Genomic DNA, 17,084 nt, shown 5'->3' on the forward strand with positions numbered 1-17,084 from the left:
CTCCTCAACGCCAGCGACAAGAACGCCGAAACGATTGCCCCCACAGCAGCTCTCACGGCATAGTGAACAACCGCAGAGCCTCACGCGAACACGCGAATGCTCTTACACCACTCCACGGGACGTGACCACGGCGACCGGCGTCATGCATCAAGGAGGACCAATGAGTGTCGATGAACTTCCCACCGGTGTGGGGTGGACCGGCCTGCTCATCGCATACATCCGAGCCCAGGAGACCCAGAGACAAGATCGCCTATTCGCCGACCCCCTAGCGATGGAATTCGTCGCTGCTGCCAGGCGCAGTGAATCCGCGAGCGGCAACCGATTACCGCGCCTTGGCCCCGCTCAGGACGACGGTTCGTCGGCGCTGTGGGAGCTCTTCAGCTTCTACTTCACGCTGCGCACTCCGTTTTACGACCGCCGACTTCTTGACGCAATCGATGCGGGATGTCGCCAAGTAGTACTGCTTGGAGCAGGATTCGACACTCGCGCCTTCCGGCTGGGTCTGGCCGACGACACGACAGTTTTCGAAGTCGATCAGGCGGCAGTCCTGAAGTTCAAAGAACGTGTCCTTGCCCGCACTGGAGCCGTCCCCGACTGCGCGCGTGTGTCCGTGGTGGCTGATCTGCGCCAAGATCTGTCGTATCCACTGCGCGCCGCAGGATTTGACCCGACGCAGCCAACAGTGTGGATTGCCGAAGGCCTGCTGATGTACTTCTCCCGGGAGCAGGCCGATCGGCTGCTTTCCGATGTTACGACGTGGTCGGCCCCCGGCAGCAGAATTATCGGTGAGTACTTCACCCGCCGCTGGGAAGATGACGACATCGATTACGACAGACTCGATGATCGAGATCAGGCCGCCTGGGACCTGCTGATGACGGAGTTTCTCTACGGTCCGATATCGGATAGTCCCGGTGATTGGCTTTCATCTCACGGGTGGGGCCCCGGCGAAACTACGACCGTAGCGGAATTAGGGCGCAATGGTATGCGCGCGCTGCCCGCGCAATTCCGCCGATCCCATGGGGTAGACGTCTGGCTGTTCGACGGCTCGATACCTGCCATTTCGCGCTAGCAAGCCTGACCAGCAGCCCTCGCCGGCCGACATCACCTTCACCATATCCAGGTCAGGAATGATCTTCGTTGGGTCCGTCAAGGGCTCCGCTGGCTGCGCGACGCCGTGATCCAAGCGTCATTGTTGACGTTCGGCAGACACATCATGGCGCTCGATATCGAAACCGGCCAAGCTATCGGCTCCGCTGCGCGAGGCGCGGCCATCACCGGAGTTCGCTTGGGCGCAGCTTAAACCGGAAACCGCTGCCGCGATCGGCCGTCTCGAGGCCATATTTGAAGCAGACGGCCGCACAGTCTTATTCGAGTCGGTCCGCGAACTTATTGCCCAGCAGGTGGCCGACTGGAACGGTGAAGAACCCGGCCTGAGCCGAAGCTGGATGGCGACCGCAGTGGGCTCCTTTGATGAACTCGATCGGCACACAGGAAGCGCTTGCCGGCCATTGGTGTATATGCAACAATGGCACTTATGAGTGTTTCCCCGGTGGAGGAGATCGTCGGTGACTGCGTCGCGTTCCGCACCCGACTTCTCGGCCGGGCGATAACCGGTCTCTATGACGGCGCGTTGGAGGTCCACGGCCTGAGCATCGCTCAGCTCAACCTACTGGCGGCGCTGGGCAAGGTCGGCCCCTGCTCGCCGGCGCGGTTGGGCGAGCTGTTGCTGCTGGATCGATCCACGGTCAGCCGCAATCTGAGTCCGCTGCTCAAACAAGGCTGGGTGGCCGCGGTGTCTTCGGACGCCAAGGGGATCCGGGAGATCGAGCTGACCTCGTTGGGCCGCAAGAAGATCCGCGCCGTCATGCCCGCCTGGCGGCGAGCCCAAAAGCAGGCAACCGCGCTGCTTGGGACGCATGGAGTGGACGCGGTCAAGGCGCTGGCCAGCACGGTGGGGGACCTGCCTACCGATTGACAACCACCCCTCGGCGGAGTGGAAGTTCCAACTAACCGAATGTTGTATTTACACCAAAGGAGAATCACATGAAACGCGACTTCACCGATCAGGTCGTGCTGATCACCGGGCCTCCAAAGGGCTCGGCAAGGGCATCGCCTTGGAGTTCGCCAGGCGGGGTGCCGCGGTGGTCCTGGTTGCGCGCTCAGCCGGCCCGCTCGAACAGCTCGCAAAGCAGATCCGCCTGCTGGGCGGCCAGGCACTGGCGGTGCCGACCGACGTGACGTCCCCACAGGAGGTCAGCGCCGTGGTGAGTAAGACGATGGACCGATTCGGCAGGATCGACGTGTTGGTCAACAACGCCGGCATTGCCAAAGTCGGTCCCGTCGAGTCTTCCACATTCGCCGAGGACGCCCGACAAACCATGCAGGCCAGCCTGTTTGGTGCGATCAGCCTGACCCAGCAGGTGCTGCCCATCATGCGTCGGCAGGGCTCGGGCACGGTGGTCAACATGTCGTCGGTCATGGGCCGCAAAGCCATCGCCCGCTTTGGCTCCTACGGACTGGTGATGCACGCGATGTCGGGATTCTCCGACGCACTTCGCCAGGAGTTGGCGGGCACGAAGATCAAGGTGTCGGTGATCTATCCGGCGCTGACCGCCACCACGCTGCTCGAAGAGGTCGACGAGGCCGACATGCCGCCGGCGTTTCGCTACCTGACTCCGCTGACGGTCGACGAGGTATCCCGCGCTGTGGTCACCGCTGTTCGCCGCGGCAAGCGCCGCGTCGTGATCCCGAGGATCGTCACGTTGCTGCTAGTCACCGAAGCGATCTCCTCACGCGTGGCCGACCTTTTCCTTACCGGGCTGGCGCGCTACCGCTGGTTTGGCTGGGCGGTAGGGCTAAGTCGCGGAAAGACCTACCACCAGAGCATCTCGCCCAGCCCTGCCTCGGCCGGACACCACCGCGTCCACGTTGGGTGATGTCGCCCACGCCCAATCCGGCTAGCACAGGACTATTTCAACCTCCGGCCGTGTTGCGTCATGAGAATGCCTAGGGCTGTGACGAACTGATAGCCACGACGCCCGTCTCGCAAGCATTCATTCGCACGAAGGAGTCGAACTTGTGAGCTCGCCGTCTTTGCACTTCAACGCTTTCATCTGGCCGAACGGCTATCACGAGGCCGCGTGGCGTGTCGTCGACGGCGATGTACGCAATGTGCTGGGTCTGTCCTATTACACGGATATCGCGCGCATCGCCGAACGCGGGCTGATGGACTCGATCTTCTTGGCCGACAACATCGCCATCGCCGAATATCGCGCCACGTACCTGCCTCAGACGCAGTTCGACCCGATAGCGGTGCTCTCGGCGCAGGCAGCAGTCACCGATCGCATCGGGCTGATCGGGACTGGCTCGACGACCTACAGCAAGCCGTGGGAGCTGGCTCGCCGCTTCGCGACGCTCGATCACCTCAGTGGCGGCCGCGCCGGCTGGAACATCGTCACCACCGTCACTCCGCTGGCCGCCGCCGCCTTCGGTGAGCGATTCCATCCCGAGCACGCCGACCGCTACGCGCAGGCCCACGAGTTCGTCGACGCCGTCACCCACGTCTGGGACAGCTGGGAGGACGACGCGGTCATCGGCGACCGCGACCGCGGCGTGTGGGCAGACCGCGCCAAGTTGCACGCGCCGCGCTTTCACGGCAAGTACTACGACGTCGAGGGCGTCCAGCCATTTCCGCGCAGCCCGCAGGGGCATCCGGTACTCGTTCAAGCGGGACAATCTGCCGCAGGCGTTGGGCTTGCCGCGCGATACGCCGAAGTGGTCTTCTCCGGACCGCCCTCACTTGAGGCGGCGGTCGCTTTCCGAGCCAACCTTCACGAACAGGCCGCGGCCCTAGGACGAAAGCCCGATCAGGTGCTGGTGCTGCCCGCATTGATGATCACACTCGGCGGTACCGAAGCCGAAGCTCGAGCACGCGCACAGCGCCTCGAAGACCTGGAGAACCCCGAGTTTCGTTGGCAGAACACTCTTTACACAGCGGGGCTTGACCCGGACGGCTTCGATCCCGATGTTCCGCTGCCTGCCGAACTCTGGGCCGAGCGGTCGGCGCCGTCAAGCCGCGCCGAGCAGCTCTTTGCAGCCTCGCGCGCGCGGCCGGAGGCCTCGTTGAGGGAGATCGCCAAGCAGGTGACTGGCGGACTGGCGGGACAGACGCATTTCATCGGCACGCCGGAGCAGCTGGCCGACCATGTGACCGCGTGGCAGGACGCAGGCGCAGTCGACGGGTTCACCATCATGGGATCGACGTTGCCGCACGAACTTACGACGTTCGTCGACCATGTCGTTCCCATCCTGCAGCGCCGCGGCCGATTCCGCACCGAGTACGCCGGGCCCACACTGCGCGATCACCTTGGGCTTGAACGGCCGGCCAAATAGCGTCTTCCTTAAAATTCGTCGCGGTCGACGACGAAGCGGACCTGGCAGGCTTTGTGGATATTGCCCGGGCGGAAGCCCACCACGTCGGTATCTACGACACGGAAGCCCAGGCTGCCAAAGAGCGAATGCCACTCGCTAATCCGTTTAAATTGGCAGCCGAAGTTCATATCGACAAGGCCCTGCGCGACGGCGTTACCAAAGAAATCAATAAGCACAAGCGCCCGAAATTGATCGCTTTCATCCAGTTTATTAAATTCGCTAAGCTCAGTCTGTCCCGCTGCAGCACCCAGGGGGACTGCGGCGACGGCGTAGGTGTCTTCCTCGATAACCAACCGCCGGGCAACACGTCGCAAATTAATCAACAGTGGAATCAGATCTGGCTCGTCAACGTGATGGAGCACGGTTTTGACGATCGCACTGTCGAACGTGTCGTCCGCATAGGGGACGTCAACAGGCGACGCCATCTGCCGGAAGGGTAGATGGCCAGCTTCCGGGCCGCGGTAGTCCATGACATCGGTGGTGTAGCAGTTATAACCGGCGCGCGCGATCAGCGCAGCTAAATGACCGCGACCGCTGCCGAAGTCGAGGACTTTGCTACCGCTAATGGCGTCGGCGAGATTGTTGAAGTCCTGTACCGGCTTGCGTTGCGACTTATACGCCGAGTAGCCCTCGCTGAACCATGACCCGTCACCCTCGGATGTGAAGAATCGTGTGTGCACCTCTTCAGCCGCTTGATAGAGCTCGCGCCCATTATCAGCTGCCAGCAAATACTTGCACACGTCCCCCAGGACGGCACGTATATTGCTGGAGTGACGAGGAAAGTGGGATTTGTAACTCTTCTCCAGTACTGACAAAGTGAAGTTCAGGGCTGTGGTTTCGTGCTGCAAAATCTCATGGATGAACTCGTATTGCGCTCGTTTGGTGGTTGTCGACACCAACAATCCTTTCGTCGCGCACGCTTCGAAAGCCCGACGCGGCGTCATTGGGTAGCGACAGGCGGAGGCAAAGAATTTGATTAAACGCATGATATCAGCACGATGCAAATTGAAGGCATGTGCTAAAACTGGTTAAATTTTTCTTGATTCTCCTTTACAACAGCGCCAGACCCGCGTATTAGCAAAGATGACCGATCCGCGACGGCGCCACACCTCTTTTCCTCGACGCTGATTGGCGGAGGTCGCTGACGTGGTGTTCTGATCGCAGACGAATGCGAGTGCGCCGCTCACCGCGGTCTGGCCACCGCCGGGCACCATCGTCGCGGGCAAACCGAAATCTTCCCGTGCGCCTGGCGAACTGCTGCACGCCGGTTGCGTGTCGGCGGGCAGATGTGTGGGCAGCGACACACCTCCCGATGCTTGGACCGGGTGCCCGTTAGGGTGGCCACCTATGGTGGTGCTGCGCGGCAAGCGGATCTTGTGCGACATCGACGGCACCTTGATCGACTCGACCGCCACAGTCGAACAGTCCTGGCGTACATGGGCCAACGAATACGGCGTCGACTACGAAGTGGTACGAGAGGTCTGTCATGGCAGGCGCACCGAGGACACTGTCGCGCAATTCGTAGCACCGCACGACCTGGTCGCAGCGACAGCTCGTCAACTCGCTCTGCAAGAGTTGGCTGATCTCGACGGTGTCTTGGAGCTACCCGGAGCGCGCCGACTGCTTGATGCTCTGCCGCATAGTTACTGGGCCGCGGTGACTTCCGGGCCCCGCTCGTTGATGGCTGCTCGCCTGGCCGCGGCGCGGCTCCCAGCCCCGACGTTGCTGATCGCGGCAGAAGATGTATCGAACGGCAAGCCAAACCCCGAGAGCTACCTCAAGGCCGCTGCGGCGTTGGGCGTCGAGGCGCGGGAGTGCCTGGTTGTGGAAGATGCGCCGGCGGGCGTCGGTGCCGGCCGAGCCGCGGGGGCGCAAGTGCTCGCCGTCACGACCACTCACCGCGCCGCCGAACTCGCGGACGCCGACGTCGTCGTAACCGATCTGTCCTGCGTAAGTGTCAAAGTCACCGACGGTGGTGTCGAGTTACTGGTCACCGAAAGCCGTTGACAACAACCCGCATTACGCGACCGCGAATGGCCGATGACGATCGGCTTGACCGTCGGGTTGCCGATGATGCCCGCGTAATGGTTGACGACATCGGCAATGTCAACGTCGTTCGTGGCGTCGGGATCGCGTCGCCCATCCAGCAGGCTCATAGCGCCCAGTCGCACGCGTAACGCGCGCTATCGTCTGCGGGTGGCCATATCGACTCCGGTAAGCGCAGCGGTCGTGACATTGCTCGCGATGACGGCTTGCGCAACGGCGCCGCTCGGCGCTGCCGACCCGACACCCCAACAGTCGCCGTTTCCGACGGGCAAAGCCGGCACCACCATCCATGTCACGGAATACAGCGCCGCGACCGCCGACGTCACGCTCAACAACGTGAGCTGGGTTTCGGGCTGTACCGCGAGCGGAGCGGGTTGCAACGTCATCGAGCTCACCATCGTCGGCAAGTCGGACACGCCATTCAGCTACGGCGAGGCCTACGTCACTGCCGCGTCGTCGCCGTGGAGGCAAGACCCTTACCGGGACGTCGAACGCGGCTCGTTGACGGTTGACTACCAGAAGATCAACAAGACGCCGCCCCTGCGCTCGGGCAGTGTCGCCAACGGCCAGACCGCCCACGGATACATCGCCTACGACACCGTCAACCAGGGTGACGTGTACATCGAGTTCAATGACCCCAACGCTCCGGCGGCGCCCACCCCACTAGCGGGCTGGAAAGTCCACACCTAGCGTCGAAGAGCCAGTTGGTAGGGCTCAAAGATAGACTTTCGGCGTCGGAGTTCCAGGCGGCGCCGGTGATGCTTGGGTCGCAGTGACCGCCGAAGGTGAGAGTCGGTGGTGCGCGGTGAACGAGTCGGGAAGCGACGCCCCTCCCGCCGCGCTGGAAGTCATGCGTTCCGACGAGGAAGCGGCCAACGGTTTCCGGGAGTGGCTGGCCGCTGCGGAGCGGGCCGGTCAACGAGTCCTGCGGCAACCAGACGGCACCTACGTGTTGTGGCGGCGCGACGACGTGCTCGCCGCCATGCGCGACGGTGACCTATTCGCCAGCCGTCAAGGCGAGCTGATGCCCGGCAATCCGCCGTTCGGCCCGTACCGGAAAATCATGGTCGAGCAGTTGTTCACCCCGGGCAATTCGCGGGACATGCTCAAGCCCGTGCGCGCGATCATCGAACAATGCGTGGGCGCCGTGGTGACACAGCTAGACCGCTGCGATGGTGCGGGCGTCGCCGAGGTTGTCTGGCGCGCGGCATTCGTCACGGTCTGCGGACTGCCGACGCACACCGCACCCGACGCGGTCAACACGCAATTGGTGGCGGCGATGCGCCGTGCCCCGCTGGGCGGCCCCAATGTGATCAGCCTCCTCGCCAACGAACCGCTGACCGATGAAGAAGTCCTTGGGCTGATGGCCTCGGTGGGCCGCGGCTTCATTTTCGCGGCGATCGCCATCAGGGCCGGACTGGCGGTACTGGCGCGAAACCCGATGCTGCAGCGGGAGCTACGCGAAAAACCGGACCGGCAACGCAGGTTCGTCGAGGAGCTGCTGCGGCTGGACGGTGGGGCGAAAACCGTTTCCCGGATCACCAGTCGCGGCGTGACAATCGGCGAAACGACGATTCCAGCTGGGGCACTTGTCGAGCTATGTGTCGGATTCGTTCATCGCGACGAGGCCGACGATATGTCCGGCCATGATATCAAACTCGATGGCCCGCAGAGGAATTGGAGTTTCGGGGGAGGCCCGCACCGGTGTCCGGCATCGCACATTGCCCGCGACCTGCTGGTGGTGTTCTTCGAAGTGTGGCTAGCCAAAATCCCGTTCTTCTGGTTCGACTGGAACGGCGGCGATGTGCCCAAAGCGTGGTATCCCAAACCCTACAGCCCTTCGCCCACCACGATCTTTGAAGGTTGGTTCCCCGTTCGCGTACCACTCAGGTGGCGACCGGACCGGTAGCTACGACCGGCCTTCGCGGATATTCTGCGGTTGTTGCGCGGGCGGCCTAATCCGCGATTCGTTCCTATGAATTCGACATGAGCAACCGACGTTAGTAACCGTCCGCACATATTGCCGGACTAACATCCCTGCCCTTGTACAAGGAATTCCGTGGTGGTGGCGGGTAGCACGCGCACGGAGGTTGGGAACGGTAGCAAATCGGAATCTGTGGGATGGCCAAGCGATTGCCGCCACGGGTGACACAACGACCAGGAGAAGACGACATGAAGCGCATCTTTGCCGGAGCGGTGTTGGCGGGCACCGTGACGCTGGCCAGTTTGGGAGTGGGCACAGGCACCGCTCAGGCGGATCCCTCGACTGGCATCTGTAACCAATTGGCGATGTGCAGCTACATTTGGTGCCCGGGCAGCCCGCTGCCGATGCCAGACGTGGTGTGGGACATGAACAGGTGCCACCACTACTACGGCGGCAGCCTCGGCCATCCGGGCACCGAGGGCGGCATTCCGGTCGGCGCGCACATCCTCGAGGGAGATCCTTCCCCGGCGAACACCTGCGGCGGATCACCTATCTGCTTGCCCGGCCTGTAACGGGACGGCGGAGGTCTCGACGCTGCTGACGAAACCTCCGACTCCAAGGTCGCGGTGCCCGACGAGACAGTGGTGCCGGCGAGGGCCCATTTCCCGGTGGCCTGGCGAACGGGCGACCACCCATCGGAAATTGACGGGAAAACCGGCAAGCCCTTCGACCTCAGTTCTCGACCGCGAACAGCGGCCACTCTCCTGCCACGCCCTTGAGGTTGTGTTCCCCGCGAGCCGCAAAGCTGAGGCCCGACCCGGTGACCAGATCGACCACGGTGCGCGAGACGAGCACCTCGCCCGCCCCGGCCGCTGCCGCGACCCGCGCCGCGATGTGGACGGCGATGCCGCTGATGTCGTCATCGCGCAGCTCGACCTCGCCCGTGTGCACGCCCGCCCGCACTTCAAGTCCCAGGCTGCGCAGCACGTCGCGGATCGCCATGGCGCACCGGATCGCTCGGGCGGGTCCGTCGAACCGGGCGAGGAAGCCGTCGCCCGTGGTGTTGACCTCACGACCACGGAAGCGTTCGAGCTGGCGGCGGACCTGGGCGTCGTGCCTGCCGAGTAACTCCTTCCATCGCTGATCGCCGAGTTCGACTGCTTGCTTCGTGGAATCGACGATGTCGGTGAACAGCACGGTCGCCAAGACCCGCTCGACCGCAGGCGCCGGCCGGACGCCGGTGAGGAACTCCTCGATCTCGTCGAGCAAGGCGTCGGCGTCATCGGTGAAGAACAGGTGGTCGGTTCCGTCGAGTTCGACGAACTTGGCGCCGGATATCCGGTCGGCGAGGTAGCGGCCCATCTCGACACTCACCATCCGGTCGTCGCGCCGGTGGAGCACGAGCGTCGGCAGCTGGATCGTGGGCAAGATGTCGCGGATGTCCAGGCGCGGGTAGAGCGCGAAGATGTTTCGGACCATGCCCGGGCTGGCGGCCATGCGCTGCAGCCTTGCCCACCACCGCCGCAGGTCGGCGTCGCCTCGCCGGCTCGGAGCCCATCCGCCGAGTGCGACGCCCTCACCCCAGCCTTTGGCGCTGAGTTCGACCAATCTCGACAGCTGCTCCTCTGTGACGCCGAGTGGGTAGTCGGGCGCCCGCAGCAACCGGGTGAAGGTGCCATACAGCGTCAGTGAGTTGACGCGGTCGGGATGGCTGGCTGTCATCAGCATCGCCATCGTGCCGCCTTCGGAAATGCCGACCACGTCGGCGCTTTCGCATCCGGCCGCGTCCATGACGGCGCGCAGGTCGTCGACGGACTCTTCCAACGTCGGGGCATGGGCCGCCGGATCGGAAAGGCCCGTGCCCCGCTTGTCGAATGTGACGACGCGCCTAAATGAGGCCAGCCGCGAAAAGAAGTGAACGACAGACGGCTCCTCCCACATGATCTCGAGGTGGGAGATGAACCCGGGTGCGACCACGAGGTCGGGCCCTTCCCCGATCACGAAGAAGGCGATGTTCAGGTCACCGCTCTTGGCATAGCGAATGTCCGGTGCCCTGCCCGCGACGTTCATGGCCAAACACTACGCCGGGTCGACCACGCGAAGGCCCTGAAAAAGGGGTTAGGCCCTTGCGGCGACGGCCACCGGCACGCACTTCATGACGCCGGCCATCAGCGGGCCGGCAGCTTGAGGATGCGGAAATGGGAGCTGTCGTTGAGGTACACGTCGCCTTCGCGGTCGACCGCCACACTGAACGGGTTCTTGAGGTTGCTGAACGGCAACACCGTCGGGCTGCTCGCGCCGGCATCCAATCTCAACACGCGGTTGGCGCCGAAGTCGACGACGTAGACATTCCCGCTGTTGTCGACCGTCACATCGGTGGGCTGCTTGAGGTCACTGAACGGCAGCACCCTTGGGCTCCCGGTTGTGGGTGCGAGCTCCAGCACGCGTCTACCGTCGGAGTCGACGACGTAGACGTTGCCGTTGGTGTCCACCGCCACCCCGCTCGGGTCAATACCGTTGAGCGGCAAAGCAGTCGGGCTCGTGGATCCCGCCGCCAGCTTCAATACTTGCTTGCTACCCGAGTCACTGACGTAGACGTTGCCCGAGGTGTCCACCGCAACGCCGGCGATGACGTCGAGGTCGCCAAACGGCAGGACGGTGGAGTCGGCGCCTGGTGCCAGTTTCAGCACCCTGTGGTGAAAGCCGTCGGCGACGTAGAGGTTGCCCGCAGCGTCTACCGCCGCGTCAAGGGCCTGGCCGAGACCGGTGAACGGCAGGGGCGCTGGTTCATTGGTGCCCGCCCGCATCTTCCACACCCGGCCATAGTGCGAGTCGAGCACGTAGACGTTGTCCGCGGCATCCACCGCCACTCCGGCGAGATGGTTGATCAGCTCGCCGAACGGTAGCTCGACTTGAGGCCCGTACGTCACGGGATGCGGTAGCGGCGTCGCCGTCCGTGACGTCGCTGCCGTCGGCGCACCGGAGGTCGCGGTGGAACATCCCGCCGTTGACAGTGCGGCCGTGGCGATTGCCACCGTCGCGGCTATCGCAATGAATGGGATGCGGTTCATGACTCGATCTCCGTTCGTCACCGCTGGCCGGGGTAGGGCACCGCATTGATGACGCCGCCGCCGTTGACCGTCGGCCCGAGGAGCACCGTTGACGTGCCGGCGGCTGGGTTGTAGTCGATGAGCGCCAGGCCGCCTCCGCACCCGGCCCTTGCCTTGAGGTCGAGGTCGCCACCGTTGACACCGACGACCACGACGCTGTCGCCTTTCACCTCGGGTACCGAGACCTTCGACGTCGTGCCATCGTCGTTGAGCTTGGCGAGGTAGACGACGCCACACGCGCCCGCTGCCTGCACGAACGTCCCGGCCGGCAGCTGCCACGCGTCCAAGTCGCCGTAATCGGGGCCGTGACCGTTGTTCGGCGCGGTCAGGGCGGTGGGCGCCCCGCCGTCGATGGGCACCAGCCACAGCCGGGGCGCGCCCGTGCCGTCGCAGCGCGTGAGCGCGATCCTCGCGCCTGGATCCCACCACCGCATCGGTGTGCAGTCCTTCTGGCCGGCGATCGGCAGGGCCTCGCCGGCCACCCCGTCGTTGCCCATCAGGGCCAGGCCGGAGGCCGTCCCCATCACCAGCTGGGTGCCGTCCGGCGTGGACAGATAGCCCTCGAAGTCCTGACTGATCGGGTAGCTCAATTGATGGTTACCGGCGAGGTCGACGCGTTCGAGCGAGCGACCCTCCGAGACCGTCGACCGGTACAGCAGCAGCGCTTTGCCATCGGGTCGCGTGTAGCGAAGGGATGGGTGGGTGCCGTCGACGGTGAACGAGGTCTTCGTGCCGCTACGCAGGTCGACCTCGGTGATGACCGTCCGGCCCTTCTCCTCGGTCGAGAACAGCGCCCGGGTCCCGTCTCCCGACCAGTCGACCAACGACGGGTTCGGGCCGTCCCCCGGGGGCGGGAAGGTGGTGATCGGGTAGCGGCCGCCCGCCGGGTCGACCAGGTACAGCGTCGTGGTGGATGCCTGGCGGGTGGGTGAGCCAGGCGGCGGTGACTCGCCAGGACGCAGCCCGGGTGCTGGGCTCCACATGGCGAGCATCCAGCCGGGTCCGACCTGAGACCAGGGGACGGCCCCGAGCTCGGCCTCGACGCCGTGGGCAGCCATCGCCGGCGAGTTATCGGGCTCGGCGTGTGCCGTCGGCGCGAGGGGGCTCGTCGCCGTGGCGGCCGCCAATGTCATCAGCGTGGCCGTCGTCAGCTTCATCCTTCGTCCTAGCCTGGTGCAGTGGCTCCGCCGCGTTGAGGTTCTTGCCATCTTCGTTTCCTCTGGTCGAACAGTCCGTGGTTTCGCTGGGCTGCGCTGCCCGGTCACGGAAAAGGCTGCGGCGGACGCCTTGCGTTTTTCTTGCGCCCACCTTGCGTGGGTCGCCGACCCCGCCGCGATGCCTTTGCGGCAAACGGGTGCATCGCTCGGCCGCCAGGGGAGATACTGCGTCGGTACCCGAGGAAGCGAGGCGGATGGCGGTGGACGCGCGCGTCGGTACGACGTTCGGTAAGTACGAACTCAAGCGCCGGATCGGCCGGGGCGGCGGCGGTGTGGTGTACGAGGCCTACGACACAGGCAAGAGGCGAACCGTCGCGCTCAAGGTGCTCGCGGAAGAGCTCTCAGCTAACACCACCTTCCGGACGAGGTTCCAGCGCGAGTCCCAGGCGGCGGCGATGCTGCAAGAACCGCATGTCATTCCGATCCACGACTGGGGCGAGATCGACGGCAGCCTCTACATCGACATGCGCCTTGTGCAGGGACAGACTCTTCTCGACCTCATCGCGGAGGGACCGCTGGCGCCCGCACGGGCGGTGGCCATCATCGGGCAGGTCGCTGACGCGCTGGACGCCGCACACGCCGAGGGGTTGATCCATCGCGACGTCAAGCCGCAAAACATCCTCGTTACGCCTGCCGATTTCGTGTATCTGGTCGACTTCGGAATCGCCCAGACCATGGCCGACCCGCGGCTGACGACGGTGGGCACTCAGATCGGCACGTTGAATTACATGGCGCCCGAACGGTTTAGCGACAAGGCGCCCACACCCGCTGTCGACGTCTACTCTCTGTCATGCGTGTTGTACGAGTCGCTGACCGGAGACGCCCCGTTCGCCGGTGACAGTCTTGAGCACTTGGTGGCGGCACACCTCGCCTTGCCGCCACCGCGACCGAGCGTGGCGAATCGGTGCGTCCCCGAGGCGCTCGACGAAGTGGTCGCTCGCGGCATGGCCAAACACCCCGACGAGCGGTACGCGACAGCGGGCGGCCTCGCCCGCGCAGCGCAGCGCGCGTTGGGAAGTACTTCGGTTGATGGACAGGGCACTCGACCGTACACAGCCGTCCCTGTGCCGTCCGGCGTCCCGACGGAGCAATTCACCGCCGGGGAGGTTCGTGATCGCCGATCAAGCGAACGCGGGCGGAACTGGGTGCTGCCGACCGTGATCGGGGTCGCGGCGGCCCTGATTGTCGCGGGCATCGGGGTGGCCATCGGCATCCTCGCCCACGGACCGACTGCGCAACAGCAGACGCCGCCGGCGCGCGCCGTCCAGCCTCCACTGATCACTGGACCCGACTTGAGCAGCCTGCATCAATCCTGCGACCAGGGCTTCTCCTTACCGACGGGAACGGGGTTCGGCACTCGCGCCGGACGCGGGACTCCCGAAACCTCATGCCTTTTCGCCAACAGCGTGCTGACGTCGTACTGGGCTGAATACGGCAACGCAAGCCCGCTACCGCGGGCTGTGTCGGCGCCGGGCGCCGTCGACTGCAAGACCGTGCCCGGGGCACTGTGCACGGGGTCGAACTTCCTCATGCATTGCCAGCAGCACCCAGGAGAAAGCTGGATCACGTGCGTCGGGGGCAGCAGCGCGCGCGTGTACCTGTGGTGACGTCGCGGACCGGCACCCGACAATGAGTTCGAATAGCCCCCGAGCAGAAGGGATTGCTACCGCGATGGTTCAGAACGCTCTCCGGTTTGGGGTGTTGGGGCCGTTGCAGATGATCGCCGACGGCACCGAGTTACCACTGGGACCGGCCAAGCAGCGGGCCGTGCTGGCGATGCTGTTGATCAACCGGAATCGAACCGTCTCGATCGACGCGTTGATCGACGCGGCGTGGCAGGAGTGCCCACCGCCCGAGGCGAGGGGGAGCTTGCACGCGCACGTCTCCCGACTCCGCCGGCTGGTGAGCGACGCCGGCGTGGACCCGGGCACTGTTCTGGTTCGTGCCCAGCCGGGATATCGGCTCAACGTGCCCGACGAGGCGTGCGACCTCGGCCGCTTCGCCACCGCGCACCGGGCAGGGATTGAGGCCGCTGCCGCAGGCAGGTTCGCGCAGGCCGGCAGTCACCTATCGGCCGCGCTGGCCGAATGGCGCGGCCCGGTGCTCGACGATCTGCGCGACTTCCGATTCGTCGATGCCTTCGCCGCCGCCTTGGCGGAGGACAGGCTGGTGACACTGACCGCGTGGGCTGAATCTGAGATAGCTTGTGGGCGAGCCCATTCGATCATTGGAGAACTCGAAGCGCTGGTGACCGAGCATCCCTATCGAGAACCGCTGTGGGCGCAGTTGATAGCCGGCTACTACCTGGCCGACCGCCAACACGACGCACTTGATGCATACGCGCGGCTCAGGACTGTGCTCGCAGACGATCTGGGCATCGATCCCGGGCCTACCCTGCGCAATTTGCATCAGAGGGTCCTCAACCAGGAGCCGCTGGACGTGAAGCACGCGGCGCGCGCAACCGCTAAGCGCGCCGCGGGGACCCTCCAGTGGCGTACCGAACCGGGCCGCGAGCGCGCCGTTGCCCATCTGCGCGACTCCGCGGGGCGTCGCTATCGACTGCGCGGAACGGCCACGAAAGTTGGGCGTCTCCCCGACAATGACATCGTTCTCGACGACGACACCGTCAGCCGTTTTCACGCGGTGATCGTCGACACCGGAAATAGCTTCGTCATCACGGATCTCCAGTCAGCCAACGGAGTCGACTTAGGGGGAGAGCGGATTCGCGGCAGCGCGACGCTGGCCGATGGTGACCGGATTTGCATCTGCGGCCATGACTTCACCTTTGAATTCGGTGTGCGAGCTGACGGTGGCGCATGACATGAACGAACCGTGTCCCTGCGGCAGTGGCGAGCGCTATGGCGCGTGTTGCGAGCCGCTCCACCACGGCGAGGTACAGGCCCGCACCGCCGAGGAATTGATGCGATCGCGGTATTCGGCGTTCGCCCGCGGTGACGCCGACTACCTGTTTCGCACCTGGCACCCGCGCACGCGGCCGTCCGACGTGACCGTTGACCCGGGCAGCACCTGGATCGGTCTGGATGTGATCGACACGGTCGCGGGCGGCCCGCAAGACGATTGGGGAGAGGTGGAATTCACGGCCCGGTACGAGTCCGCCGGCCGCGCCGACACACTGCGCGAACGCAGTCGCTTCGCGCGTCGCGCCGGCCGGTGGTTCTACCTCGACGCCGTGACGGCAGAGGCATAGCCGGTCCCGATCTCAGGGCAACAGCGCAGCTCGGGGACTGACCCGGCTTTGGTCGAGCGAGTGACGGGACTCGAACCCGTGTGTACGGCTTTGCAGGCCGCTGCCTAGCCACTCAGCCACACCCGCACGAATCGCCACCATGCCAGCGCACGCGGTCGTTGCCCAGCGATTTCCTCGGTCTGATTATTTCCGCGAGCGGCAGTATCCGCCCTGTTGGCGGGCGACGGCTAGATTACCCGTATGCGCGGCGTTCGCCTGGTTCATGCCTTCCTGACCGTCCTCACAGCGGGGCTGCTGCTGGCGGCCCCCGCCAGCGCGCAGCCGCCGTCCAAGCTCACCGATCACATCACCGACAGCGCCGGAGTCTTGACGGATCCCGGTCGGGCGGCGGTGAGCTCGGCGATCGACCGGCTCTACCGCGATCGGCACATTCAGCTGTGGGTGGTCTACGTCGACAACTTCTCCAGGTTCAAACCGGAGAACTGGGCCGACCGAACCCGCAACGCAAGCGGATTGGGCGGCCGCGACGTGCTGCTGTCCGTCGCCACGAACACCAAGCTCTACACCCTATCGGTGCCGCCGCAGGTGCCCGGCCTCACGGATGCCGAGCTGGACAGCCTGCGCAGCAAGCGAATTGAACCCGCGGTGGGCGCCAAGGATTGGAGCGGCGCCGCGGTCGCTGCGGCCGACGGATTGGACAAGTCGGCAAGCTCGCCGAAGCCGATCTGGCTGATGATCGCAATCAGCCTGATTGTCGTCGTGGCCGTAGTCGTAGTGTTTCTCGCGCTCTATCGCGCGCGCCGCCGCCGCGCCGCCCGCCGCGGCGGGCAGCGGGGGATTGAGGGTCCCGACGATTCATCGGGGGAGGCGCTGTCGGCCGCGGACGCCCGGCTGCGTCAGATCACCGACTACGTCGCCAGGCATGGCGAGAGCGTCGGCGCCGAGGCGCAGACCCGAATCCAAGAGGCCAAGCGGTATTTGGCGGCGGCGCATGCCAAGGAAGCAATTAACGAGGACGAGGCGATCGCCTACGCGAACCGGGCATCCACGCTGGCCGCTGAGGCACAAACGCTGGCGAATGCCGACGTGCTGGCCGCGCACCGGAAGCGCGGTCGAGGTACATCTTCGCGGTGATCGTCAGGGACGCA

General features: G+C 64.9%; 17 protein-coding genes and 1 tRNA gene. 13 read left to right on the forward strand and 5 right to left on the reverse strand.

What is annotated here, in order from left to right; all coding sequences use genetic code 11:
• The first annotated feature begins 160 nt into the window (after positions 1-160).
• The 4 genes from BRW65_RS26105 to BRW65_RS26120 all read left to right on the forward strand — a co-directional run bounded on the left by BRW65_RS26105 (position 161) and on the right by BRW65_RS26120 (position 4,392).
• Positions 161-1,069, forward strand: coding sequence for an SAM-dependent methyltransferase (locus tag BRW65_RS26105; protein WP_073879629.1), 909 nt, complete (start codon positions 161-163; stop codon positions 1,067-1,069).
• 465 nt (positions 1,070-1,534) lie between these two features.
• Positions 1,535-1,975, forward strand: a complete 441-nt coding sequence (locus BRW65_RS26110) for a MarR family winged helix-turn-helix transcriptional regulator (protein ID WP_073879631.1) — start codon at positions 1,535-1,537, stop codon at positions 1,973-1,975.
• Positions 1,917-2,936, forward strand: coding sequence for an SDR family NAD(P)-dependent oxidoreductase (locus BRW65_RS26115; protein WP_073879633.1), 1,020 nt, complete (start codon positions 1,917-1,919; stop codon positions 2,934-2,936). Before BRW65_RS26110 ends, BRW65_RS26115 begins: the two co-directional genes overlap by 59 nt.
• A gap of 142 nt (positions 2,937-3,078) precedes the next feature.
• Positions 3,079-4,392: an NtaA/DmoA family FMN-dependent monooxygenase gene (locus tag BRW65_RS26120; RefSeq protein WP_073879635.1), complete on the forward strand. Its 1,314-nt coding sequence runs from the start codon at positions 3,079-3,081 to the stop codon at positions 4,390-4,392.
• 8 nt (positions 4,393-4,400) lie between these two features.
• Here the strand turns inward: BRW65_RS26120 and BRW65_RS26125 are convergent, their stop codons facing one another.
• A complete protein-coding gene (locus BRW65_RS26125) occupies positions 4,401-5,327 on the reverse strand; it encodes a class I SAM-dependent methyltransferase (protein WP_073879637.1) in 927 nt (308 codons plus the stop codon).
• Positions 5,328-5,778: 451 nt separating this feature from the next.
• Here BRW65_RS26125 and BRW65_RS26130 point away from each other — a divergent pair, with 451 nt between their 5' ends.
• The 5 genes from BRW65_RS26130 to BRW65_RS26145 all read left to right on the forward strand — a co-directional run bounded on the left by BRW65_RS26130 (position 5,779) and on the right by BRW65_RS26145 (position 8,973).
• A complete protein-coding gene (locus BRW65_RS26130; protein ID WP_073879639.1) occupies positions 5,779-6,438 on the forward strand; it encodes an HAD-IA family hydrolase in 660 nt (219 codons plus the stop codon).
• A gap of 26 nt (positions 6,439-6,464) precedes the next feature.
• A complete protein-coding gene (locus BRW65_RS31895; protein ID WP_167374096.1) occupies positions 6,465-6,608 on the forward strand; it encodes a hypothetical protein in 144 nt (47 codons plus the stop codon).
• A 67-nt stretch (positions 6,609-6,675) separates the two neighbouring features.
• A complete protein-coding gene (locus BRW65_RS26135) occupies positions 6,676-7,167 on the forward strand; it encodes a hypothetical protein (RefSeq protein WP_073879705.1) in 492 nt (163 codons plus the stop codon).
• A 115-nt stretch (positions 7,168-7,282) separates the two neighbouring features.
• Positions 7,283-8,386 (forward strand): cytochrome P450, encoded by a 1,104-nt coding sequence (locus BRW65_RS26140; protein WP_073879641.1) that lies wholly within the window; start codon positions 7,283-7,285, stop codon positions 8,384-8,386.
• 263 nt (positions 8,387-8,649) lie between these two features.
• Entirely contained in the window at positions 8,650-8,973 is a 324-nt protein-coding gene (locus BRW65_RS26145) for a hypothetical protein (RefSeq protein WP_073879643.1), read from the forward strand.
• 160 nt (positions 8,974-9,133) lie between these two features.
• On the opposite strand, the gene BRW65_RS26150 is transcribed toward BRW65_RS26145, so the two are convergent.
• The 3 genes from BRW65_RS26150 to BRW65_RS26160 form a co-directional block, all read right to left on the reverse strand.
• On the reverse strand, positions 9,134-10,471 hold the full coding sequence (locus BRW65_RS26150) for an adenylate/guanylate cyclase domain-containing protein (RefSeq protein ID WP_073879645.1): 1,338 nt from the start codon (positions 10,469-10,471) through the stop codon (positions 9,134-9,136).
• Positions 10,472-10,569: 98 nt separating this feature from the next.
• Complete coding sequence (locus BRW65_RS26155) at positions 10,570-11,472, reverse strand: NHL repeat-containing protein (RefSeq protein WP_073879647.1); 903 nt, start codon at positions 11,470-11,472, stop codon at positions 10,570-10,572.
• A 17-nt stretch (positions 11,473-11,489) separates the two neighbouring features.
• Positions 11,490-12,668, reverse strand: coding sequence for a hypothetical protein (locus BRW65_RS26160; protein ID WP_244168212.1), 1,179 nt, complete (start codon positions 12,666-12,668; stop codon positions 11,490-11,492).
• Positions 12,669-12,922: 254 nt separating this feature from the next.
• Here BRW65_RS26160 and BRW65_RS26165 point away from each other — a divergent pair, with 254 nt between their 5' ends.
• The 3 genes from BRW65_RS26165 (at position 12,923) to BRW65_RS26175 (ending at position 15,936) form a co-directional block, all read left to right on the forward strand.
• Positions 12,923-14,335 carry a serine/threonine-protein kinase gene (locus BRW65_RS26165; RefSeq protein WP_073879649.1) on the forward strand — a complete coding sequence of 471 codons (1,413 nt, stop codon included), beginning with the start codon at positions 12,923-12,925 and terminating at the stop codon, positions 14,333-14,335.
• 64 nt (positions 14,336-14,399) lie between these two features.
• Positions 14,400-15,548, forward strand: coding sequence for a BTAD domain-containing putative transcriptional regulator (locus BRW65_RS26170; RefSeq protein ID WP_073879651.1), 1,149 nt, complete (start codon positions 14,400-14,402; stop codon positions 15,546-15,548).
• A 1-nt stretch (position 15,549) separates the two neighbouring features.
• Positions 15,550-15,936: a YchJ family protein gene (locus BRW65_RS26175; RefSeq protein WP_073879709.1), complete on the forward strand. Its 387-nt coding sequence runs from the start codon at positions 15,550-15,552 to the stop codon at positions 15,934-15,936.
• 55 nt (positions 15,937-15,991) lie between these two features.
• On the opposite strand, the gene BRW65_RS26180 is transcribed toward BRW65_RS26175, so the two are convergent.
• Positions 15,992-16,062, reverse strand: a tRNA-Cys gene (locus BRW65_RS26180).
• A gap of 114 nt (positions 16,063-16,176) precedes the next feature.
• Here BRW65_RS26180 and BRW65_RS26185 point away from each other — a divergent pair.
• Positions 16,177-17,070, forward strand: coding sequence for a TPM domain-containing protein (locus tag BRW65_RS26185; RefSeq protein WP_073879653.1), 894 nt, complete (start codon positions 16,177-16,179; stop codon positions 17,068-17,070).
• Positions 17,071-17,084 lie beyond the last annotated feature (14 nt).

It is taken from the genome of Mycobacterium paraffinicum, from assembly GCF_001907675.1.
GTDB classification, from domain to species: Bacteria; Actinomycetota; Actinomycetes; order Mycobacteriales; family Mycobacteriaceae; genus Mycobacterium; species Mycobacterium paraffinicum_A.